Origin of the sequence: Streptomyces lienomycini (assembly GCF_027947595.1) — a bacterium.
Lineage (GTDB): Bacteria > Actinomycetota > Actinomycetes > Streptomycetales > Streptomycetaceae > Streptomyces > Streptomyces lienomycini.
In genome coordinates this window covers 1,446,084-1,468,250 of record NZ_CP116257.1, presented here as the reverse complement: position 1 = coordinate 1,468,250, position 22,167 = coordinate 1,446,084, and the positions used below count along the sequence as shown (strand labels likewise).

Below are 22,167 nucleotides of genomic sequence, written 5' to 3'. Positions count from 1 at the left end.
GAAACGCCCGGCCCGACGAAACGGAGAGCTTGCGTGACGCGCAGCGTGTACGTGACCGGTATCGACCGCGGCGACGGCCGTCAGGTCGTCGAGCTGGGGGTCATGGAACTCCTGACCCGGCAGGTCGACCGGGTCGGCGTCTTCCGTCCCCTGGTCCACGACGGGCCCGACCGGCTCTTCGAGCTGCTGCGCTCCCGCTACCGGCTCTCGCAGGACCCGGCGACGGTGTACGGCATGGACTACCAGGAGGCGTCCGCCCTCCAGGCCGAACAGGGCGTGGACGAACTGGTGTCCGCGCTGGTCGACCGGTTCCACCTGGTCGCGCGGGACTACGACGTCGTCCTCGTCCTCGGCACCGACTACGCCGACACCCAGTTCCCGGACGAGCTGTCGCTGAACGCGCGGCTCGCCAACGAGTTCGGCGCCTCCGTCCTCCCCGTCGTCGGCGGCCGCGGGCAGAGTGCCGAGTCGGTGCTCGCCGAGACCCGCAACGCCTTCCGCGCCTACGACGGGCTCGGCTGCGACGTCCTGGCCATGGTGACCAACCGGGTCGCCCGCGAGGACCGGGACGAGATCGCCGAGCGGGTCGAGCACCGGCTGCCGGTGCCGTGCTGGGTGGTGCCGGACGAGCCCGCCCTCTCCGCACCGACGGTCTCCCAGATCGCGCACGCCCTCGGCGCCACGGTGGTCCTCGGCGACGACTCCGGGCTCGCCCGCGACGCGCTGGACTTCGTCTTCGGCGGGGCCATGCTGCCCAACCTGCTGGCCGCCCTGACCCCGGGCTGCCTGGTGATCACCCCGGGCGACCGCGCCGACCTGGTGGTCGGCACGCTGGCCGCGCACAGCGCCGGCACCCCGCCGATAGCCGGCGTGCTCCTGACCCTGGACGAGGTGCCCGGCGAGGGCATCCTCACCCTCGCCGCCCGGCTGGCCCCGGGCACACCGGTGCTCTCGGTGCCGGGCACCAGCTTCCCCACCGCCGCGCAGCTGTTCTCCCTGGAGGGCAAGCTCAACGCGGCCGCCCCGCGCAAGGCCGAGACCGCCCTCGGCCTGTTCGAGCGCTGCGTGGACACCGCCGAGCTCAGCCGGCGGGTCTCCGCGCCCAGCGGCGACCGCGTCACGCCGATGATGTTCGAGCACAAGCTGCTCGAACAGGCCCGCTCCGACCTGCGCCGGGTCGTCCTGCCCGAGGGCACCGAGGAGCGGGTGCTGCACGCGGCGGAGGTGCTGCTGCGCCGCGGCGTGTGCGAGCTGACGCTGCTCGGTCCCATCGAGCAGATCCGCAAGAAGGCCGCCGACCTGGGCATCGACCTCGCCGGCGCCGAGCTGATCGACCCGTCCGTCAGCGAGCTGCGCGACTCCTTCGCCGAGAAGTACGCCGCCCTGCGCGCCCACAGGGGCGTGACCGTGGAGCTGGCGTACGACGTGGTCTCCGACGTGAACTACTTCGGCACGCTGATGGTGCAGGAGGGCTTCGCCGACGGCATGGTGTCGGGCTCGGTGCACTCGACCGCGGCGACGATCCGCCCGGCCTTCGAGATCATCAAGACGAAGCCGGACGCCGCGATCGTCTCCTCGGTCTTCTTCATGTGCCTGGCCGACAAGGTCCTGGTCTACGGCGACTGCGCGGTCAACCCGGACCCGGACGCCGAGCAGCTCGCCGACATCGCGACGCAGTCGGCGGCGACGGCGGCGCGGTTCGGGGTGGAGCCGCGGATCGCGATGCTGTCGTACTCGACGGGCACGTCCGGCAGCGGCGCCGACGTCGACAAGGTGCGCGAGGCCACCGAGCTGGTCCGCTCACGCCGCCCGGACCTCAGCATCGAGGGGCCGATCCAGTACGACGCCGCGGTCGAGCCGTCCGTGGCCGCGACCAAGATGCCCGGCTCGGCGGTCGCCGGGCAGGCCAGCGTGCTGATCTTCCCCGACCTGAACACCGGCAACAACACGTACAAGGCGGTGCAGCGCTCGGCCGGCGCCATCGCGGTCGGCCCGGTGCTCCAGGGGCTGCGCAAGCCGGTCAACGACCTGTCGCGGGGCGCGCTCGTGCAGGACATCGTCAACACCGTCGCCATCACGGCGATCCAGGCCCAGCAGTCCCCGAGCGAGAAGGCGTCCGACCTGTGACCGGCACCCGAGTCCTCGTCCTCAACTCCGGCTCCTCGTCGGTGAAGTACCAGCTGCTCGACATGCGCGACGGCAGTCGGCCGGCGGTGGGCCTCGTCGAGCGGATCGGCGAGTCCGGCTCCCGTCTCCAGCACTCCCCGGCGCACGGGGAGAGCCGCGAGCGGAACGGGTCGGTGCCCGACCACGACGCCGCGCTGAAGGCCATGGCGGCCGAGCTGGACCGGGACGGCCTGGGCCTCGACTCCCCCGAGCTGGCCGCGATCGGGCATCGGGTGGTCCACGGCGGTCTGCGCTTCACCGAGCCGACCGTGGTCGACGACGCCGTGCTCGCCGAGATCGAGCGGCTCATCCCGGTCGCCCCGCTGCACAACCCGGCGAACCTCACCGGCATCCGCACCGCGCGGGCGCTGCGCCCGGACCTGCCGCAGGTCGCCGTGTTCGACACCGCGTTCCACACGACGATGCCGGAGTCCGCGGCCCGCTACGCGATCGACGTCGAGACCGCCGACGCCCACCGGATCCGCCGCTACGGCTTCCACGGCACCTCGCACGCGTACGTGTCGCGGGAGACGGCGAGGCTGCTGGGCCGGGCGCCCGAGGACGTGAACGTGATCGTGCTGCATCTGGGCAACGGGGCGTCCGCCTCGGCCGTGCGGGGCGGGCGGTGCGTGGACACCTCCATGGGGCTGACGCCTTTGGAGGGGCTCGTGATGGGTACGCGCTCGGGAGACACGGACCCGGCCGTCATCTTCCATTTGATGCGTGTTGGCGGAATGTCCGCGGACGAGATCGACACTCTCCTCAACAAGAGGAGTGGTCTGATCGGGCTGTGCGGGGACAACGACATGCGGGAGATCCGCCGCCGTGTCGACGCGGGCGACGAACGGGCGGCGCTCGCCTTCGACATCTACATTCACCGGCTCAAGAAGTACATCGGCGCCTATTACGCCGTTCTCGGGCGGGTGGACGCCGTGGCCTTCACCGCCGGGGTGGGCGAGAACTCGGCGCCGGTGCGGGAAGCCGCCCTGGCGGGCCTGGAGGGGCTCGGCCTGGCGGTGGACGGCGGGCTGAACGCCGTACGCGGCGACGGGGCGCGGCTGATCTCGCCCGCGGACGCGCGGGTGGCGGTGGCCGTGGTGCCCACGGACGAGGAAATGGAGATCGCGACACAGACCTACGCGCTGGTAAAGGATTCGGGGAATCTCACCTGAGCGGCATCCCGCCCTTTTGTATTTTCCGCCAGACGGAATATTCCGCGCCGAAACAAACCGATAGGATCGCCCCATGCGCCGTTCGAAAATCGTCTGTACTCTCGGCCCCGCGGTCGACTCCCATGAGCAGCTCGTCTCGCTGATCGAAGCCGGCATGAACGTGGCCCGCTTCAACTTCAGCCACGGCAGTCACGCCGAGCACCAGGGGCGTTACGACCGGGTCAGGGCCGCCGCCAAGGAGACCGGCAGGGCCGTGGGCGTCCTCGCCGACCTGCAGGGCCCGAAGATCCGCCTGGAGACCTTCGCGGAGGGTCCCGTCGAGCTGGTGCGCGGTGACGAGTTCACCATCACCACCGAGGACGTCGCGGGCGACAGGACGATCTGCGGCACGACGTACAAGGGCCTGCCCGGCGACGTCACCAAGGGCGACCAGGTCCTCATCAACGACGGCAACGTCGAGCTGAAGGTCACCGAGGTCGAGGGCCCCCGGGTGAAGACGATCGTCATCGAGGGCGGCGTCATCTCCGACCACAAGGGCATCAACCTGCCCGGTGCGGCGGTCAACGTCCCCGCGCTGAGCGACAAGGACGTCGAGGACCTCCGTTTCGCGCTGCGCATGGGCTGCGACATGGTCGCCCTCTCCTTCGTCCGGGACGCCAAGGACGTCGCCGACGTGCACCGCGTCATGGACGAGGAGGGCCGCCGCGTTCCCGTCGTCGCCAAGGTGGAGAAGCCGCAGGCGGTGGAGAACATGGAGGGCGTCGTCGCGGCCTTCGACGCCGTCATGGTGGCCCGTGGCGACCTGGCCGTCGAGTATCCGCTCGAGAAGGTCCCCATGGTGCAGAAGCGCCTGATCGAGCTGTGCCGGCGCAACGCCAAGCCGGTGATCGTGGCGACCCAGATGATGGAGTCGATGATCACCAACTCGCGTCCGACCCGCGCCGAGGCCTCCGACGTGGCCAACGCGATCCTGGACGGTGCCGACGCGGTGATGCTGTCCGCCGAGTCGAGCGTGGGCGCGTACCCGATCGAGACCGTCAAGACGATGTCGAAGATCGTCACCGCCGCCGAGCAGGAGCTGCTCTCCAAGGGCCTGCAGCCGCTGGTCCCGGGCAAGAAGCCGCGCACGCAGGGCGGTTCGGTGGCGCGTGCCGCCGCCGAGATCGCCGACTTCCTCGGCGGCAAGGGCCTGGTGGCCTTCACCCAGTCCGGCGACACCGCCCGCCGGCTGTCCCGCTACCGCGCCTGCCAGCCGATCCTGGCCTTCACCACCGACGAGTCCACCCGCAACCAGCTGACGCTCAGCTGGGGCGTGGAGCCGCACGTGGTGCCGTTCGTGAACAGCACCGACGAGATGGTCGACCTGGTGGACCAGGAGACGATGCGCCTGGGCCGCTTCGACGACGGCGACATCGTCGTGATCACCGCCGGTTCGCCCCCCGGCGTGCCCGGCACCACCAACATGGTCCGCGTGCACCACCTGGGCGAGACCCGCCGCGGCTGACGGTCTCCCGCACACCGATTCCGTACGGCTTCTTCTGTACGGCGCTGAGGGCGCCCCCTGTCGCAGGGGGCGCCCTCAGCGGCGTTCGCGGCTCCGGCCGGGCCCGTGCGGGCTCGTCCGCGCTTCAGTCGGTGACGTACTGGTGCAGTCCGGGGATGTGCAGGGTGCCGCCGAACTGGCCGGCCTGGACGACCTTCACCTTGGTGAAGTAGATGAGCGGGATGTCCAGCGGCGGCGGGTGCTCGGGGTCGAAGGTGATCGGGATCAGACCCAGCAGGTTGCCCGAGATGCTCTCCGTGTACATCACCGTGTCGCCGTCGGTGATGGTCGACGTCGAGCCCTTGGCCGCCTGCACGTGGTGGGTCTTGCCGGTCGTGTCGTCCTTCACGATCTGGTGCAGGTCGCCGATGTCGGTGCCCTTGGAGATGACGTACTTCAGGACCTTCTTCGTGGCCCCCGAGGCCGTCCGCACCTCGACGATCCCCTTGTAGGAGGCGCCCTTCAGCGTGAGGGAGCTGGCCTCCAGGTACCAGGGGTCCTCGGGCACGGCCAGCGTGTTGTCGACGCCGCCCACGTCGTCCGTGGCCGCCGGGCAGTCCTCCGGGTCCGTGGTGGAACTCTCGGACGGGCTCGGGTCGGCCGACGCGGTGGCGTCCTCGGCCTCCTCCTCGGCCTTCTCCTCGGCCTCCTTGGCCTTCTCGGCCGCCTCGTCCACCGTGCCCTTGGTGTCCTCGGCCGCCTTCGACGCCCCGTCGGTCACGCCGTCGGTCACGCCGTCGACGGTGTCCTTCACCGTGCCGGTGACCTTGTCGGTGGTCTCCTTCACGGGGCCGGACGCGGCGTCGCCCGCGTTCTGGGACGCCGAGGGGGTCGGCGTGGGGCCGGGGCTCTCCTCGTCGGCCTTCTTGCCGCCTGTGAAGAAGTCCTCCAGGGCGTCGCCGATGCCGTCCAGCAGGCCGCCCTTCTCCGACTCGGAGGGCGACGGCTGCGCGGCGCTCGCACCGGCCGCCTCCTGGCCCTGGGACGCGGAGGGGCTCGGGGCGGGGTCGGCGGCCTTGCCGTCCTTGGCGTCCTCGCCGTCCTTGTCGTCGGAACCTGAATCCGACGAAGAGGACGAAGGGGATGACGAGGGTGAGGAAGGCTCGTTCTTGTCCTTGTCCGCGTCCTTGCCGGCGTCCCCGGCGGAGGCCGAGGGGTCGGGCTCCTTGGCGTCGTCCTCGCCCTCGTCGGCCCCGTCGGTCGCGGAGGGCGTGGGCGAGGCGGACGCGTCCTTGTCGGCACCCGCCATCGCCTCGACGCAGGCCTGGTACTCCTCGGCCGTCAGGCTGTTGGCCGACGGCGTGCCCTGGTCGTTGCCGTCCGCGAGCGCGAGGGTCGGGGTGAGACCCAGCCCCATGAGGATCGCCGTGGGCATCGCCGCCAGGGCTATCGCCTTGCCGGGGGGTACGTGGAACCTGGTGAACAGCGGCTTCCTGGGCGCCGCGTGACGCGGCCCCGTCCGCACCGGCCCCGATGCGCCGACTCTCTCGTCGCGGACCTCGTCAGCCGACACGGTGCCCCCCGTCGTGGACTTCGGCCCGGGCGCCGCCCGCCTCCCCGCCGTCGCCGGTCTCGTGCGGTTCGCGGAGCTGCCCCGGCTCGACGGGAGTATTTCGCGAAACATCCCTCTCCACGCCCTCGTCCACGGGCCCATCGGAGGGGTCCGTCCGCCCGGGCTCCTCAGGCCTCGGCTTGCCGGGAGCCCACGAGATGGCCAGCGCCCCGCCGAACAGGGCCAGCAGGAAACCGATCAGGAAGCCTCCGATGTTGGAAACCACCAGGGAGACCAGGGCCAGGAGGATCGCCGCGACACCGGCGAAGATGCGTGTGGCCGTCTGGAACCACATCGTCAGGCCCAGCGTGACCAGCAGCCCGCCGATGATCAGCGAGGCCGCTCCCGCGGTGGTCGCCATGGCGATGGACATGTTGCCCAGCTTCAGTGTGGCGTACGGAAAATAGGCGATGGGCACCCCGCCAAGCAGGGTGAAAAGTCCCGCCCAGAACGGTCGGCCGCCCCGCCAGGCGCGGAATCGCAGCCGCAGCCGGGTGAAGTTCCCGGCACTCTGGACCGGAGTCTCGGCACTCATGGAAAACAGCTCCCTGGTCCGGTGAACGTACAAATCGGCTCGGCCTAGGCATGGAGAAGCCGGAAGTGTCTGAGTCTGGCCCGTACCGCCGCGGAGCGGCGGGCCGGGTGTGTGAGGGGTGGAGAGGCCGTGCCTCCCCACCCCTCCTCGGCCACTCAGCCGGCCGAGGTCACCTCAGTGACGGGGACCGTCAGAAGCACTCCATCTTGGAGTCCGTACCGAGACGCATCGACAGGCCGCTGAGCTTGAAGGTGCCCGCCGTGGTCGCCCACGCAGTCTGCTCGACCCCGACGAGGTCGGCCTTCCTCGCCTGCTGGGCGAAGGCGCCCTTCTTGACGCTCGAGTCCTTCACCGCCGGACCGCGGGACTTGTCCCCGGCGGCCACACCGATGTCGATGTCCTCGAAGGTGGCATCGGCGTCGAGCTGAGCGACGTCGATGTAGAGGTTCTTGGCCTCCACCTTCCGGCCCTCGTTCGGACCCGCCTCAAGACGGAGGTAGATCGTCTTCCCTATGAAGGGAATCTCCGTCTTGACCGACTGGCACATCTTGGTGATCTCGGCTCGGTCGAACGACGAGATCGCGACCGGGCGCTGCACCTTCTTGTCGCCCTCGGTCGAGGTGTACGTGGTGTCGATCCCGCCGTACTGGGCGAAGCCCCACCCCTCAAGATGTTCGGCGCTGACCTTGAACTCCTGGCCGGAGACGCTGAACGACGCCGCGAGCGCACCTTGTGCCAGTCCAATACCCACAGCCGCAGTGGCGGCCACACTGGGCACCATCACCAAGGCGAACCGCTTCCATCTGGTCCCGCCACGCACCTGGGACTCCATATTTCCTCCTTCTCGGACGTACATCTCCTGGCCTCGGCCCGCCTCCGGTTCGGCGGCTCGGCCTGGCAGGGATGGGAGAAGTGCTACGTCCTCGGGAAGGAGAGCGCCTGTCCTCGGCGGCACTGCTGCGCGACCGATTCACCGGCGATCACCCCCGAGCGACAACCACTGGTCGCGCCTGACACACATCACGCACAACCCTGCTGGACAGGCTTCGCCGGATGAGCGAAGACCCCCCTGCCCAAGAGCCGGCACCACTGCCGCCGGCCCTGCTCGGTGGGGACCCAGGAACCCCCGCGACCCGACTGGCTTTCGGGGTACGGGAATGGACCGAGCGTCGCCGATCGTGGTGCATTCTCGCCGTCGACACAAGGGGGTTCGTTACTCGCTGGTAACGGCCGGGTCGCCACGGAACGACACACGGGCCCCGAACGGCGACGCTGGGTGTGCCTTTGGCGCGGAACAAAACTATTGATCGGCGGACGAAGTCCGACAGATCGACGCAGTCGACTTACTGGCAGTAACAGCGGCCGCGATTACCAAGTTTTGGTAAAGCGCGGCCGCACTGACGCCTCGTCGACAGCTCCTTCACACGGGCAACACCCCGGTGAACGGTCACGGCCGCCCGTACGGCAGCCGCCCGGACCACCCCCCGGGGACGCCTCCTAGAACAGGGCGCGGGCCAGCGCCCTGCGGGCCGCGGCCACCCGCGGGTCGTCGGCGCCGACCACCTCGAACAGCTCCAGCAGCCGCACCCGTACGGCGTTGCGCTCGTCGCCGGCCGTGACGCGCACCGCGTCGATGAGGCGTCCGAAGGCGTCCTCCACGTGACCGCCCACCAGGTCCAGGTCGGCGGCGGCGATCTGCGCCTGGGCGTCACCCGGCTTGTCGGCCGCCTCCTGGCGGACCTTCTGCGGGTCGGCGTTCTGCACCCGCTGGAGCAACTCGGCCTGGGCCAGGCCCAGTTTGGCCTCCGTGTTGCCCGGATCCTCGGCCAGGACGTTCTTGTACGCCTGGACGGCGCCACCCAGGTCGCCCGCGTCCAGCGCCTGCACGGCGGCCTCGAGCGCCGCGTCGTGCGGTCCGGCCGGACGCTCGTCGGCGTCGGGCTGCGCGGCGCCGGGCTCCGCCTCGGGGTCGACGACGAGGCCGGTCAGACCGAAGCGCTCCTCGCCGACCTGGATCAGCTGGTCCAGGGTCTGGCGGATCTGCGCCTCGCCGGCGGCCCCCTGGAAGAGCGGCAGCGCCTGTCCGGCGACGACCGCGAACACGGCCGGGATGCCCTGGACACCGAACTGCTGCATCAGCATCTGGTTGGCGTCGACGTCGACCTTGGCGAGGAGGAACCGACCGTTGTACTCGACGGCCAGCCGCTCCAGGACCGGGCTCAACTGCTTGCAGGGCTCGCACCACTCGGCCCAGAAGTCGATGACGACCGGGACCTCGGTGGACCGCTGCAGGACATCGCTCTCGAAGCCGGCCTCGTCGACGTCGATGACGAGGTCTGCGGGGGAGACGGCGCCCGCGCCGCCGCTCCGGGCCGCTTCGGCGCGCGCCTGCTCCGCCTTCGCCTTGGCCTCCTGGGCCTGCTTCACCGCGGCGAGGTCGACGACCCCGCTCATGGACATGTTCCGTGGCTGCATGGGTCTATCCTCCCCCGTCCTGCGCGCGCGTGTGAAAACCGGGTCGAAAGCCCGCCCGGATGTGTGCTGTTCCGCGTGTGTGCTGTTGGCGTCGGGTCCCCACCCCACGCCCGTGGTCGTCGCTGGGCGCGGGTGACCCGCGCTTTCGCTACGCGTCGTAGCGTAATACCAGGACCGCCCTCCGGAACACCCCGCCCCGGTGATCTCTCTCACGGGCGCCCGCGTGTTACCCGCCGGTTAAGGTCGGGGCATGCAGAGCAGCAGCCCCGCCGGCCGTGCCGGACGCCCGCGCAGTGCCGCGGCGGACACCGCGATCCTGGCCGCGACGCGGGACGCCCTAGTGGACCTGGGCTGGTCGAAGCTCACCCTGGGAGACGTGGCGACGCGGGCCGGGGTTGCCAAGACGACGCTCTACCGCCGCTGGGCGGGCAAGAACGAGCTGGTCGTGGACGCGGTGGGGGAGCTCTTCGACGAGCTGGAGCTGCCCGACCGCGGTTCCCTCGCCGCCGACATCGAGGGCGTGGTGCTCCAGTTCGCGGCCATCCTGGCCCGGCCGGAGGCCAAGAGCGGGCTGATGGCGGTCGTCGCCGAGTCCACGCACGACGCGGCGCTGCGCGAGCGCATCCGCACGTCGATCGTCGAGCGGCAGAAGCGCCTGGTGCTGGAGGGCAGGGCACGGGCCCAGGACCGCGGCGAACTGCCGCCGGAGCCGGACGCCGCGGAGGCGGCCCGCACGGCTGACCTGATCTTCGACATGGTCGCGGGAGCGGTGGTGCACCGCACCCTGGTGAGCGCGGAGGCCGCGAGCGGGGACTGGGTGCGGAGCCTGACCCAGGTCCTGCTGTGGGGCCTCACCTCTCGGCCGGCCGAGTCGGCCGGAGGGTGGGCGCAGGGCGGGGGTCCAGGGGGCGGCGCCCCCTGGTGACGCCCATCGGGACACGCGGCTCCTAGAACCCCGCAGGCTCCGTGTACACCCCCCACTCGTCCCGCAGCACCCCGCAGATCTCGCCGAGCGTCGCCTCCGCGCGCACCGCGTCCAGCATCGGCTCGATCATGTTGCCGCCGGAGCGCGCCGCGGCCAGCATCGCGTCCAGCGCCCCGCGCACGGCCGCGTCGTCGCGGGCGTCCTTGCGCTCGCCCAGCACCCGCACCTGCTCGCGCTCGACCTCGTGGCTGACCCGGAGGATCTCCAGGTCGCCGGTGACGGAGCCGGTGTGGACGTTGACGCCGACCACCTTCTTGTCGTCCTTCTCCAAGGACTGCTGGTAGCGGAAGGCCGACTCGGCGATCTCCCCGGTGAACCAGCCGTCCTCTATGCCGCGCAGCAGTCCGGAGGTGATCGGCCCGACGGGGTGCTGCCCGTCGGGGTGGGCGCGCAGCCCCCGCTCCCTGATCTGTTCGAAGATCTTCTCGGCGTCGGCCTCGATCCGGTCCGTCAGCTGCTCGATGAACCAGGAACCGCCCAGCGGGTCGGCGACGTTGGCGACGCCGGTCTCCTCCATCAGCACCTGCTGGGTGCGCAGGGCGATCTCGGCGGCCTGCTCGCTGGGCAGGGCGAGGGTCTCGTCGAGCGCGTTGGTGTGCAGGGAGTTGGTGCCGCCTAGCACCGCCGCGAGCGCCTCCACGGCGGTACGGACGACGTTGTTGTACGGCTGCTGCGCGGTGAGCGAGACCCCGGCGGTCTGGGTGTGGAAGCGCAGCCACTGCGCCTTGTCGGTCTGCGCCCCGTACACGTCGCGCATCCAGCGGGCCCAAATCCTGCGCGCGGCACGGAACTTGGCGATCTCCTCGAAGAAGTCGAGGTGGGCGTCGAAGAAGAAGGAGAGGCCGGGGGCGAAGACGTCGACGTCCAGTCCGCGCGAGAGCCCCAGCTCCACGTACCCGAAGCCGTCCGCCAGCGTGTACGCCAGCTCCTGCGCGGCCGTGGCCCCGGCCTCGCGGATGTGGTAGCCGGAGACGGAGAGCGGCTTGTAGGCGGGGATGCCGGCCGCGCAGTACTCCATCAGGTCGCCGATCAGGCGCAGGTGCGGCTCGGGCTGGAAGAGCCACTCCTTCTGGGCGATGTACTCCTTGAAGATGTCGGTCTGGAGCGTGCCGTTGAGCACGGACGCGTCGACGCCCTGGCGTTCGGCGGCGACCAGGTACATGCAGAACACGGGCACGGCCGGCCCGCTGATCGTCATGGAGGTCGTCACGTCGCCGAGCGGGATGTCCCTGAAGAGGACCTCCATGTCGGCGGCCGAGTCGATGGCCACGCCGCAGTGTCCGACCTCGCCGAGCGAGCGCGGGTCGTCGGAGTCGCGGCCCATCAGGGTCGGCATGTCGAAGGCGACCGAGAGCCCGCCGCCGCCGTTGCGGAGGATCATCTTGTAGCGCTCGTTGGTCTGCTCGGCGTTGCCGAACCCGGCGAACTGCCGGATGGTCCACGTGCGCCCTCGGTACCCGGTCGGATACAGACCGCGGGTGAAGGGGTACTCCCCCGGCCAGCCGATCCGCTCGAAGCCCTCGTACTCGTCCCCCGGCCGGGGCCCGTACACCGGCTCCACGGGGTCGCCGGAGAGCGTGGTGAAGTCCGCGTCGCGCTTGCGTGCCGCGTCGTACCGGGCCTGCCAGCGGAGGCGGCCCTCTTCTATGGCGTGAGCGTCCATACCCTCGAATTTACTAGGACGTCCAAGTAAATGTCGATGGGGTACAGCCGTACGGGTGTCCGCACGGCTGTGAAACCGGTCCCGAGAGCCCGCGCCGGGCCCTCACCGAGCCAGTACCGAGCGCTACGCGGCGACCGCCGGCTCGGTCTCGGCGACCTTGGCGTCCAGCTCCCGGCTGATCCGCCGCTCCACGAAGAAGGCGGCCGTCGGAACGGTCCCGGCGAGCAGCACCCAGAGCTGCTTCTTCACCGGCCACTTCGCCTTGGACCCGAGGTCGAAGGCGACAACGAGGTAGATGACGTACAGCCAGCCGTGAGCGATGCTGACGACCTGGGTGAAGTCGGCGGCGCCGCCCATGTCCAGCAGGTACTTGGCGATCATGCCGAGGCAGAGCAGGATCAACAGCACACCGGTGACGTACGCCATAACGCGGTAGCGGGTCAGCACGCTTCGTTTCATGCATAAGAGCGTAACCGCCCGAAAAATCCCCGCAGCGGCGGGGAGCATGCTCACGGCTGGCTGTCCGTGATCTACCTGGTGGGAACATCTCCGCAGCGGCGGAGAGCAAGGTGCTGGCCCACGAAGAGCGTAAGCACACGACTCAGTCGATGTCCTCGAAATCACCGGCTGCCACCCGCAAGGGGCGCAGCATCGCGAAGATCTCGCCGCACTCCTCGGCGTCGTACGCGCCCAGGCCGAAGTCCATGGCCATCAGGTCGCGGGTGGCCGCCTCGACGACCTCGCGGCCCTTGTCGGTGATGGTGGCGAGGGTGCCGCGGCCGTCGTTGGGGTTGGGGCGCTTGTCGACCAGGCCGGACCGCACCAGCCGGTCGACCGTGTTCGTCACCGACGTGGGGTGGACCATGAGACGCTCACCGATCTTGGACATCGGCAGCTCGCCCGACTTGGAGAAGGTGAGCAGCACCAGCGCCTCGTACCGGGCGAACGTCAGCCCGTACGGCTTGACCGCCGCGTCGACCTCGGCCAGCAGGATCTGCTGGGCCCGCATGATCGAGGTGATCGCCGCCATGGACGGCACGCCGCCCCAGCGCTGCTTCCAGTGTTCGTCGGCGCGGGCGATGGGGTCGAACGAGAGACTGAGGGGCTTCGGCACGGCACCAGACCTTACCGGCCGGTCACATGCCGGTCAGCCCCGTCTCGCCTTTCGATACCACCGCCGCGCCGGGACGATCATCCGGCGAGGTGCCGCTCGACCGTGTCGACCTTCGCGGTGAGGCCGTCCGTCACCCCGGGGCGGATGTCCGCCTTGAGGACCAGGGAGACGCGCGGCGCCCGCGCCTCGACGGCGGCGACGGCACGGCGGACGACGTCCATGACCTCGTCCCACTCCCCCTCGACCGACGTGAACATCGCGTCGGTGCGGTTCGGCAGGCCGGACTCGCGGACCACGCGGACGGCGTCGGCGACGTACTCCCCCACGTCCTCGCCGACGCCGAGCGGCGTCACGGAGAAGGCGACGATCATGCGTTGACGACCCCTTCCTGGCGGGCGCGGGAGGCGATGACCGCGCTCTCGGCCTCGCGCTTGAGCCTGCGGTCGGCGAAGAAGCCGCCGGTCGGCAGGACCGAGAGGACGAAGTAGAGCGCGGCGGTCTTCAGCGGCCACTTGGCGCGGTTCCAGGCGTCCGCCCAGAAGAGCACGTAGAGGACGAAGAGGACGCCGTGGATCGCGCCCATCGCCGGCACGGCGTTGAAGTCGGTGGTCCGCTTCAGCACGGAGCAGACGAGCAGCAGGAGGAACGAGATCGCCTCGGGGCCCGAGACCAGGCGGAGGCGGCGGAGGGCGGCGGCGGTCTTGAGGTCCACGGGTCACCTTCGGTGGGAGTGAGTCGCTGACGGCGCGGGAGGCGTGTGCGGCCGTCCTTGTGAACGGAAGCACAATCGTTCGCCCATTGTGGCAAACAATGCCCCAAGGGATGGACTCAGGGTCGTTCTCCACCCGTGGGCCCTGTTCTGTCCACCCGTGACGGGGCTACTTTCGCCCTGTGGCGATGTTCCGACTTCAAGACAGCAAGGTGCTCGCCGTCGACATGACCGGGGACGCCGTGAAGGCGAAGAACGGCTCGATGGTCGCGTACGACGGGGAGATGGCCTTCAAGAAACTGAGCGGCGGCGGTGAGGGCATCCGGGGGATGGTGACCCGGCGGATCACCGGCGAGCAGATGACGGTGATGGAGGTGAAGGGGCACGGCACCTGCTGGTTCGCGGACCGGGCCTCGGAGATCAACCTCGTGGGTCTGCGGGGCGACAAGCTGTACGTCGAGTCGAGCAACTTCCTCGCGGCCGACGCCGGGCTGCGCACCGGCACCAGCTTCACGGGCACGCGCGGCGCCTCGCAGGGCAACGGCCTGTTCACCACGACCGTCGAGGGGCACGGACAGGTGGCGATCATGTCGGACGGCCCGGCGGTGGTGCTGCGGGTCAGCGGGCAGTACCCGCTGACCGTCGACCCGGGGGCGTACGTGGCGCACCAGGGGAACCTGCGGCAGTCCTTCCAGTCGGGCGTGACGTTCCGCACACTGTTCGGGGAGGGCGGCGGGGAGGCCTTCCAGATCCGCTTCGAGGGCGACGGTCTGGTGTACGTGCAGCCGAGCGAGCGGAACACGATCGCGGGGGATGTGTGAGATGGCCTTCGAGGAGATCAACTCCAAGATGGTCCGGGCGGTCGTCTCGCCCGGGCAGCGGCTGTTCAGTCAGCGCGGCGCCATGCTCGCCTACCAGGGCGAGGTGTCCTTCACCCCGCACCTCCGGGGCGGCCAGGGCGGGGTCATGTCGATGATCGGGCGCCGGGTGGCGAACGAGGACACGCCGCTGATGACCGTCGAGGGCAGCGGCACGGTGTTCTTCGGGCACGGCGGCCACCACGTCCAGGTGATCGACCTCTCGGGCGACACCCTGTACGTCGAGGCGGACCGCCTCCTCGCCTTCGAGGGCACCCTGGAGCAGAGCACCGTGTTCCTGGGCTCGCAGGGCGGGGTCATGGGCATGGTCCGGGGCCAGGTCAGCGGGCAGGGGCTGTTCACCACGTCCCTCAGGGGCCACGGCTCGGTGGCGGTGATGGCCCACGGCGGCGTCTTCGAGGTACCCATCACCCCGCAGCGCCCGGTGCGGGTCGACCCGCAGGCCTACGTCGCCCACCACGGGGACGTGCGCAACAAGCTGTCCACGGCGTTGGGCTGGCGGGACATGGTGGGGCGCGGCTCGGGCGAGGCGTTCCAGCTGGAGCTGAGCGGCAGCGGCACGGTGTTCGTCCAGGCGTCGGAGGAGAAGCTGTGAGCACGGTCCACCACGACCCGGCGACGCTGCCGGCCGACGACAACGTCAACGCGTACACCTTCTGTGTGGAGCTGAAGGGGAGCCAGTGGTTCCTGCAGAAGGGGAAGATGATCGCCTACTACGGGACGATCGACTTCAACGGCATCGGACACGGGCGGCTGGACCATCTGACGCGCACGTCGTTCCATTCGCCTCTGCACGCGAGCGACTGGGTCGTGGCCGAGGGCTCGGGCAAGATGCTCCTCGCCGACCGGGCCTTCGACGTGAATTCGTACGACCTCGAAGAGGGCAACCTGACCATTCGCTCGGGCAACCTGCTCGCTTTTCAGCCAAGTCTCGCGCTCAAGCAGTCGATCGTGCCGGGCTTTCTGACCCTGATCGGAACCGGAAAGTTCGTGGCCGCGTCGAACGGTCCGGTGGTGTTCATGGAACCGCCGATCCGGGTCGACCCGCAGGCGCTGGTCGGCTGGGCCGACTGCCCGTCGCCCTGCCACCACTACGACCACGCGTACATGACCGGCCTGCTGGGCGGTCTACGTGCGATGACGGGGCTGGGCGGGGCCTCCGGGGAGGAGCACCAGTTCGAGTTCGTCGGGGCGGGGACGGTGCTGCTGCAGTCGAGCGAGGCGCTGATGGCGGAGCAGGCCGTGGGGGCACCTCCGCAGCAGGCGGGAGTGCCCGGAGGCGGGGGTTCCGGAGCACAGGGAGGCCGGTCGGGGGGACCGGGGCTTCCCGGACAGCTGGGGGACCTCCAGCGCCGCTTCGGGCTGTGAGCGGTAATCTGCGGAGTGTGACATCGAACGCGTGCGCACCGTCACCGTCACGCAAAACCCCTCACTAGTTCGCCTTTCAACCTTTTAGACTTCATTCATGGAGACCGAGACGGCCACCCGCTGGCTGACCGATACGGAGCAGTGTGCCTGGCGCACCCACCTGGAGGTCAACAGGCTGTTGACCCACCAGCTGGAGAAGGACCTGCAGCCCTTCGGCCTGACAATGAACGACTACGAGATCCTGGTGAACCTCTCCGAGTCGCAGGACGACCGGATGCGGATGAGCGATCTGGCCACCGCCACGATGCAGTCCAAGAGCCGGCTCTCCCACCAGATCACCCGCATGGAGAACGCGAACCTGGTCCGGCGGGAGAACTGCGAGTCCGACCGCCGCGGCCTCTACGCCGTCCTCACCGAGCACGGCCTGGAGACCATGCGGAAGGTCGCCCCGCACCACGTGGCCTCCGTCCGCAGGCACTTCATGGACCTGCTGGCTCCCGAGACCCTGACCGAGCTGGACAAGGCGCTCAAGCCCATCGCGGAACACCTGCGCGGGCAGCGGGGACGCGCCTGATCACGCGGCCCCGGCCGAGGTCCTAGGCGCTCGGCAGGCGGAGCTCGAACAGGGCGCCGCCTGCCGGTGCGTCGCGCACGGTGAGGGTGCCGCCGTGCCGTACGGCGACGTCGCGGGCGATGGCCAGGCCGAGGCCCGCACCGCCGTCGTCGCGGCTGCGGGCCGCGTCGAGCCGTACGAACCGTTCGAAGATGCGCTCCCGGTCCGCCGCCGGCACCCCCTCCCCGTCGTCGGCCACCGCGACCACGGCCGCGTCACCGTCCCGCCGCACGGCCACCTCCACCGCCGAGCGGGCGTGCCGCTGGGCGTTGTCCAGCAGGTTGGCCAGCACCCGCCCCAGCTGCCCCCGCGACCCGGCCGCGCCGACCGCGGCCCCGTCGCCCCGCACGGTGACTCCGGTCCGGCCCTCGGCCGCCTCCCGCGCGAGCGCCGTGAGGTCGACCCGGGCGTCGGCGGGCCGCTCCCCCGCGTCCAGCCTGGCCAGCAGCAGCAGATCGGCGGCGAGCCGCTGCAGCCGTACGGTGTCCTCGACCGCGCCGGCCAGGTCGAGCAGTTCGGGGTGGGCGGCGGCCACCTCCAGCTGGGTGCGCAGCGAGGCGATCGGGCTGCGCAGCTCGTGCGAGGCGTCGGCGACGAAGCGGCGCTGCCGCTCCACCGAGGACTCCAGCGCCGCCAGCGTCTGGTTGGTGGTCGAGGCGAGCCTGGCCACCTCGTCGTGAGTGGCGGGCACCGGGACGCGGCGGGCCAGGTCCTCGCTGGCGGTGATCGCGGCCATCTCCCGTCTGATGCCCTCCACGGGGCGCAGCGCGCGCCGGGTGACCAGCCAGGTCACCCAGGCGACGACCGCGAGCAGCACCGGGAAGCCGATCAGCATGACGGTCAGCGCGGTGTTCACGGCGCCGTGTTCGGCGGAGAGCGGGGCGCCCGCGTAGACGGTGAGCCGGCCGCGGTCGTCGGTCTCCACGGGGACGGCGGCGAAGCGGTAGTCCTCCGTGTCCCCGTCGATGGTCGCCGAGCCGTCGCCGACGGTGATCGGCTCGCCGATCTCGCTGGGTTCGAGGGGCTCGCGGTCGCCGTCGTCGTCGGCGGCGGCGGCGTCCTCCCCGTCGCCCCCGTCGTCCCCGTCGTCCCCGTCGCGCGCGTCGCGCGCGTCGCCGGGAGCGGCGGGCCGCGGCTTCACCGCGTCGACACCGGTGCCGCTGATCCGCTCCAGGTCCTCGCCGGCGGCGACCAGCGTGCCCCGGTCGTCGACGACCTGCACCGGCCGGTCGTCCACGTCCAGCGACAGGTCGCCGTACGCCGTCCCGAAGGCCAGCTCGGTGGCGACGTCGCGGGCGGACCGCTCCGCCTGGGTGCCGGCCTCGCCGAGCAGGTTGGAGCGCAGGGAGAGCAGGACGGCGGTACCGGCCGCGACGAGGGCGACGGCGACCACGAGGGTCGCGGCGAGTGTGGCGCGGGCCCGCACCGAGGCGAAGAGGCGGCTCATCGCCCGGACTCCAGCCGGTACCCCGCGCCGCGCACGGTCCGGATCAGCTCGGCCCGCAGCTTGCGCCTGAGGGCGCTGACGTACACCTCGACGATGTTGGGGTCGCCGTCGTAGGCGAAGTCCCAGACGTGTTCCAGGATCTCCGCCTTGGACACCACCTGCCCGGCCCGCACCACGAGCTGCTCCAGGACGGCGAACTCCTTCGCGGTGAGGGTGACTTCGTCCTCGCCGAGGAAGACCCGGCGGGCGGCGGTGTCGACCTTGAGATCGCCGTGGACGTGCACGGGAGAGGCACCGGCGCCCTGCCCCCGGCGCCGCAGCAGGGCCTTCACCCGGGCGACGAGGACGACGTACGAGAAGGGCTTGGTGAGGTAGTCGTCGGCGCCCGTGTCCAGGCCCTCGGCCTCGTCGTACTCGCCGTCCTTGGCGGTGAGCATCAGGATCGGCACGTCGTGTCCGGCGGCGCGCAGGGCGGCGCAGACCCGGTAGCCGTTGAGGCCGGGCAGCATGATGTCGAGGATGACGAGGTCGTAGACGCCCTCGCCCGCCCGGTGCAGTCCCTCCAGGCCGTCGTGGACGACGTCCACGGCGTATCCCTCCGCGGTGAGGCCCCTGGCGAGCGACACGGCGAGGCGCTTCTCGTCCTCCACGATCAGGAGTCGAGAGGGGTGGCGCGAAGCGCCTCGGGCAGGGTGGTGGTGGGCGACGGGTGGGCGCATGGGTAAAGAGTGGCAAAGCCGAGCTGAAGATCCCTTCAGGCGGCTTCAGGTTGGCCTCAGCGTCGGTCCGCGAAGGTGAACACGTCGAAAACGACTGGACTCTGGACGACTCGGGAGGCACCCGCATGAAGCGCAACATCGTGATCGCCGCCGTCACCGCCGCCGCACTGGTCGGAGGCGGCACGGCGACGGCTCTGGCGACGACGGGGGGCGACGACCGGGGCACGGCGCCCCGTGCGGACGTGAGCGTGTCGGACGACGGCGGCGTACGGGACGAGGCCGACGACCGCGACGACGACCGGCGCGACGACTCCGGCGCCGCCTCCGCGAAGGTCACGGCGGCCGAGGCGATCGCCGCCGCGCTGGCGGACACGCCGGGCACCGCCGTCTCCGCCGAGCTGGACGACGAGGACGACGACGGCGACGACGGCGACGACGGCGGCGACCGCCGGGAGCGCGCGGCCTGGGAGGTCGACGTCCTCTCCGGCGACGGCACCTGGCACGGCGTCCGGGTCGACCCGGCCACCGGCAAGGTCCTCGGCGCGGAGCGGGACGACGAGGACGACACCGCCGAGGTGCGGGCGGCACTGAAGGGTGCCTCCGTCGACGCCGCCGCGGCCGTGCAGGCGGCGGCCGGCCACGGGACGGTCACCTCCGTCGAGCTGGACGAGGACGGCCACCACGGCGACGGCAACCCCGCCTGGGAGGTCGAGACGCACGCCGACGGCAAGGGCGAGCAGGACTGGCGGGTCGATCTGAAGAGCGGCAAGGTCACGGCCGACTCGGACGACTCTCACGGCTCGGAAGGCTCCGACGACTCGCGCGACGCGCACGACTCCGACGACGACTGACCGGCCCCGCCCGCCGGGCGGAACCACCGCGGCGGCGCCCCGGCACCAGTGCCGCCGCCGCGGCGACCGCCCCGGACACCGCGAAGCACACCGGCAGGGGCAGCCGTTCCACCAGCAGGCCCACCGCGGCGGCGCCGGCGGACATCCCGGCGTTCACCGCGGTGTTGCACCAGGCGCCCGCCCGGACCCGGGTCCCCGGCGCCGCGCTCTCGTCGGCGATCAGGTACGCCGTGGTCAGGGCGGGGGCCACGAACAGGCCCGCGCACATGACCGCCGGGACCAGCGTGCCGAGGCCCGGCGCGAGGCCCGCGGCGGCGAGGCAGAGGCCGAGCCCGGCCGCGAACAACGGGAGCCGGGCGCGGGTGGGCGAGGTCCAGGCGACGGCTCCGTTGACCAGACCGCCAACCGCGCTGCCCACCGACAGCGCCGCGAGCACCCAGGCGACGACGCCGTCCCCGAGGCCGCGCTCCCCCGCGTAGGCGACGACGAGGAGATCGACGCCGCTCACCGAGAGGCCGACGGCCGCCGCGACGACGACGGGCTGCAACAGGGCCCGCATCTGTCCGGTGGCCCCGCCCTCGGTGGGGGCCTCGGCCTTCTCCCGCCCCGCCGGACGCGCGGTGACCGCCGGTGACGCGACGAAGGCGAGGGTTCCGGCCGCCACCAGGGCCGCGCTGAGCACGACGCCGACGGTCGGCGGGGCGACGGCGACCACGCCGCCGACCAGGAGCGGGCCGGAGACGAAGAGCAGTTCCTCGGCGACGCCGTCCAGGCTGTAGGCGCGCTGCAGCAGGGCCCGGTCGGGCAGCAGCTCCGCCCACACCGCGCGCATCGTGGGGCCGAGCGGGGGCGGGCAGGCGCCCGCGAGCGCGGCGATCGCCGCGAGGACGGCCCCGGGCGTGCCGGGACGCGCGCAGGCCGCCGCCAGCACGCAGAGCAGGGCGGCGTACAGCAGGGCCATCGGCAGCAGGGCCCGGCGGGGACCGTGCCGGTCGACGAGGGAGGCGCGGTAGGGGGAGAGGACGACGCCAGCGGCGCCGAAGAGCGCCATGACCAGCCCGGCCACGGCGTACGACCCGGTGGCCCGGGTCAGGGAGAGCATCAGGGAGAGGGAGACCGTGCCGTACGACAGCCGCCCGACGAGGGCGGCCGCGAACGTGCGGCGGGCATGGGGGACGCGGAGCAGGGCGGCGTACGAGGGCCGCGCGGGGAGCGTGGACACGCGAAGGGTTCCTCAACTGGAGGGCTGCCGGGGGACGCCGATGCGCGCGACGGCCGGGTGCGGCGGTCGCGTGCGGGGCGGGCCCTAGGCCAAGAGGAGGAACATGCGGGCCAAGCTACCAGCGCGGCCCTGCGGCCGCTCCGGTTTCTCCGGTTGCCGGGGTCAGCCGGTCGTCAGCCCCGCCACCAGTTCGTCCGCCGCCCGGTACGGGTCCAGTTCACCGGCGACGATGCGTTCCGCCAGGGCGCCCAGGCGCCGGTCGCCGTGGAGGTCGCCGATGCGTTCGCGCAGCGTGGTGACGGCGATGGTCTCGACCTCGCGGGCGGCGCGGGCGCGGCGGCGTTCGGTGAGGACGTCCCGCTCCTCCATCCACGCGCGGTGCTTCTCCAGCGCCTCGACGACCTCGTCGACGCCCTCGCCGCGTGCGGCGACCGTCTTGACGATGGGCGGGCGCCAGTCCCCGGCGGCGCGGGCCTCGCCGAGGCCCAGCATGTGGTTCAGCTCGCGGGCGGTCGCGTCCGCGCCGTCCCGGTCGGCCTTGTTGACGACGTAGACGTCGCCGATCTCCAGGATCCCGGCCTTGGCCGCCTGGATGCCGTCGCCCATGCCGGGGGCGAGGAGGACGACGGAGGTGTCGGCCTGGGAGGCGATCTCCACCTCCGACTGGCCGACGCCCACCGTCTCGACGAGGACCACGTCGCACCCGGCGGCGTCCAGGACGCGGATGGCCTGCGGCGCGGCCCAGGCGAGGCCGCCGAGGTGGCCGCGGGTCGCCATCGAGCGGATGTAGACGCCCGGGTCGGAGGCGTGCTCCGACATCCTGACGCGGTCACCGAGCAGCGCGCCGCCGGAGAAGGGGGAGGACGGGTCGACGGCGAGGACGCCGACCCGCCTGCCCTGCTTGCGGTACGCCGTCACCAGCGCCGAGGTGGACGTCGACTTGCCGACGCCCGGGGAGCCGGTCAGGCCGACGACGTACGCGTTGCCCGTGAGCGGCGCGAGGGCCTGCATGACCTCCCTGAGCTGCGGGGACGCCCCCTCCACCAGGGAGATCAGCCGGGCCACGGCCCGCGGCCGGCCTTCCCTGGCCTGGGCCACCAGTGAGGAGACGTCATGCATCACAGCTCCGTTCAGCCACGTTCCGTCGGTAGTCGT

The 22,167-nt window shown here is 71.4% G+C and carries 22 protein-coding genes; 9 read left to right on the top strand and 13 right to left on the bottom strand.

Annotation, left to right across the window (positions count from 1 at the left end; all coding sequences use genetic code 11):
• Positions 1-33: 33 nt before the first annotated feature.
• The 3 genes from pta (at position 34) to pyk (ending at position 4,842) form a co-directional block, all read left to right on the top strand.
• Complete coding sequence (gene pta / locus BJ961_RS06965; protein WP_271320437.1) at positions 34-2,127, top strand: phosphate acetyltransferase; 2,094 nt, start codon at positions 34-36, stop codon at positions 2,125-2,127.
• Positions 2,124-3,338, top strand: coding sequence for an acetate kinase (locus BJ961_RS06960; protein WP_271320436.1), 1,215 nt, complete (start codon positions 2,124-2,126; stop codon positions 3,336-3,338). The genes pta and BJ961_RS06960 overlap by 4 nt, the downstream gene beginning before the upstream one ends.
• A gap of 73 nt (positions 3,339-3,411) precedes the next feature.
• Positions 3,412-4,842 carry a pyruvate kinase gene (gene pyk / locus BJ961_RS06955; RefSeq protein ID WP_271320435.1) on the top strand — a complete coding sequence of 477 codons (1,431 nt, stop codon included), beginning with the start codon at positions 3,412-3,414 and terminating at the stop codon, positions 4,840-4,842.
• Positions 4,843-4,966: 124 nt separating this feature from the next.
• On the opposite strand, the gene BJ961_RS06950 is transcribed toward pyk, so the two are convergent.
• The 4 genes from BJ961_RS06950 to BJ961_RS06935 all read right to left on the bottom strand — a co-directional run bounded on the left by BJ961_RS06950 (position 4,967) and on the right by BJ961_RS06935 (position 9,443).
• Positions 4,967-6,394: an MSCRAMM family adhesin gene (locus BJ961_RS06950; protein ID WP_271320434.1), complete on the bottom strand. Its 1,428-nt coding sequence runs from the start codon at positions 6,392-6,394 to the stop codon at positions 4,967-4,969.
• The gene (locus BJ961_RS06945; protein ID WP_271320433.1) at positions 6,384-6,968 is read right to left on the bottom strand and encodes a DUF6114 domain-containing protein; all 585 of its coding nucleotides are present in this window, start codon (positions 6,966-6,968) and stop codon (positions 6,384-6,386) included. The genes BJ961_RS06950 and BJ961_RS06945 overlap by 11 nt, the downstream gene beginning before the upstream one ends.
• A gap of 190 nt (positions 6,969-7,158) precedes the next feature.
• Positions 7,159-7,800: a DUF6230 family protein gene (locus BJ961_RS06940; RefSeq protein WP_271320432.1), complete on the bottom strand. Its 642-nt coding sequence runs from the start codon at positions 7,798-7,800 to the stop codon at positions 7,159-7,161.
• 665 nt (positions 7,801-8,465) lie between these two features.
• Positions 8,466-9,443, bottom strand: a complete 978-nt coding sequence (locus BJ961_RS06935) for a tetratricopeptide repeat protein (protein WP_271320431.1) — start codon at positions 9,441-9,443, stop codon at positions 8,466-8,468.
• A gap of 250 nt (positions 9,444-9,693) precedes the next feature.
• On the opposite strand from BJ961_RS06935, the gene BJ961_RS06930 reads away from it, so the two are divergent.
• Positions 9,694-10,368 (top strand): TetR/AcrR family transcriptional regulator, encoded by a 675-nt coding sequence (locus BJ961_RS06930; RefSeq protein WP_271320430.1) that lies wholly within the window; start codon positions 9,694-9,696, stop codon positions 10,366-10,368.
• 22 nt (positions 10,369-10,390) lie between these two features.
• Here the strand turns inward: BJ961_RS06930 and BJ961_RS06925 are convergent, their stop codons facing one another.
• The 5 genes from BJ961_RS06925 to BJ961_RS06905 all read right to left on the bottom strand — a co-directional run bounded on the left by BJ961_RS06925 (position 10,391) and on the right by BJ961_RS06905 (position 13,917).
• A complete protein-coding gene (locus tag BJ961_RS06925) occupies positions 10,391-12,091 on the bottom strand; it encodes an acyl-CoA mutase large subunit family protein (protein ID WP_271320429.1) in 1,701 nt (566 codons plus the stop codon).
• A 123-nt stretch (positions 12,092-12,214) separates the two neighbouring features.
• On the bottom strand, positions 12,215-12,550 hold the full coding sequence (locus BJ961_RS06920; RefSeq protein ID WP_271320428.1) for a DUF3817 domain-containing protein: 336 nt from the start codon (positions 12,548-12,550) through the stop codon (positions 12,215-12,217).
• Between the two features lie 142 nt (positions 12,551-12,692).
• On the bottom strand, positions 12,693-13,205 hold the full coding sequence (locus BJ961_RS06915) for a MarR family winged helix-turn-helix transcriptional regulator (RefSeq protein ID WP_271320427.1): 513 nt from the start codon (positions 13,203-13,205) through the stop codon (positions 12,693-12,695).
• A gap of 77 nt (positions 13,206-13,282) precedes the next feature.
• Complete coding sequence (locus tag BJ961_RS06910) at positions 13,283-13,576, bottom strand: MTH1187 family thiamine-binding protein (protein ID WP_271320426.1); 294 nt, start codon at positions 13,574-13,576, stop codon at positions 13,283-13,285.
• Positions 13,573-13,917 (bottom strand): DUF3817 domain-containing protein, encoded by a 345-nt coding sequence (locus BJ961_RS06905; protein ID WP_271320425.1) that lies wholly within the window; start codon positions 13,915-13,917, stop codon positions 13,573-13,575. Before BJ961_RS06905 ends, BJ961_RS06910 begins: the two co-directional genes overlap by 4 nt.
• 185 nt (positions 13,918-14,102) lie before the next feature.
• Between BJ961_RS06905 and BJ961_RS06900 the strand changes: the two genes are divergently transcribed.
• From BJ961_RS06900 to BJ961_RS06885, 4 genes are all read left to right on the top strand, one after another.
• A complete protein-coding gene (locus BJ961_RS06900) occupies positions 14,103-14,735 on the top strand; it encodes an AIM24 family protein (protein ID WP_271320424.1) in 633 nt (210 codons plus the stop codon).
• A 1-nt stretch (position 14,736) separates the two neighbouring features.
• On the top strand, positions 14,737-15,387 hold the full coding sequence (locus tag BJ961_RS06895; protein WP_271416982.1) for an AIM24 family protein: 651 nt from the start codon (positions 14,737-14,739) through the stop codon (positions 15,385-15,387).
• A complete protein-coding gene (locus tag BJ961_RS06890) occupies positions 15,384-16,160 on the top strand; it encodes an AIM24 family protein (RefSeq protein ID WP_271320423.1) in 777 nt (258 codons plus the stop codon). Before BJ961_RS06895 ends, BJ961_RS06890 begins: the two co-directional genes overlap by 4 nt.
• 97 nt (positions 16,161-16,257) lie before the next feature.
• On the top strand, positions 16,258-16,734 hold the full coding sequence (locus BJ961_RS06885) for a MarR family winged helix-turn-helix transcriptional regulator (RefSeq protein WP_271320422.1): 477 nt from the start codon (positions 16,258-16,260) through the stop codon (positions 16,732-16,734).
• Between the two features lie 22 nt (positions 16,735-16,756).
• Here BJ961_RS06885 and BJ961_RS06880 read toward each other — a convergent pair whose 3' ends face one another.
• Together BJ961_RS06880 and BJ961_RS06875 are read right to left on the bottom strand one after the other, a co-directional pair.
• Positions 16,757-18,220 (bottom strand): ATP-binding protein, encoded by a 1,464-nt coding sequence (locus tag BJ961_RS06880; RefSeq protein ID WP_271320421.1) that lies wholly within the window; start codon positions 18,218-18,220, stop codon positions 16,757-16,759.
• The gene (locus tag BJ961_RS06875; RefSeq protein ID WP_271320420.1) at positions 18,217-18,939 is read right to left on the bottom strand and encodes a response regulator transcription factor; all 723 of its coding nucleotides are present in this window, start codon (positions 18,937-18,939) and stop codon (positions 18,217-18,219) included. Before BJ961_RS06875 ends, BJ961_RS06880 begins: the two co-directional genes overlap by 4 nt.
• Before the next feature lie 125 nt (positions 18,940-19,064).
• Here BJ961_RS06875 and BJ961_RS06870 point away from each other — a divergent pair, with 125 nt between their 5' ends.
• Positions 19,065-19,790, top strand: a complete 726-nt coding sequence (locus BJ961_RS06870; RefSeq protein WP_271320419.1) for a PepSY domain-containing protein — start codon at positions 19,065-19,067, stop codon at positions 19,788-19,790.
• On the opposite strand, the gene BJ961_RS06865 is transcribed toward BJ961_RS06870, so the two are convergent.
• Both BJ961_RS06865 and meaB read right to left on the bottom strand, forming a co-directional pair.
• A complete protein-coding gene (locus BJ961_RS06865; protein WP_271320418.1) occupies positions 19,711-21,012 on the bottom strand; it encodes an MFS transporter in 1,302 nt (433 codons plus the stop codon). The genes BJ961_RS06870 and BJ961_RS06865 overlap by 80 nt on opposite strands.
• A 162-nt stretch (positions 21,013-21,174) precedes the next feature.
• Positions 21,175-22,131 (bottom strand): methylmalonyl Co-A mutase-associated GTPase MeaB, encoded by a 957-nt coding sequence (gene meaB / locus BJ961_RS06860; protein WP_271320417.1) that lies wholly within the window; start codon positions 22,129-22,131, stop codon positions 21,175-21,177.
• Positions 22,132-22,167: the final 36 nt, after the last annotated feature.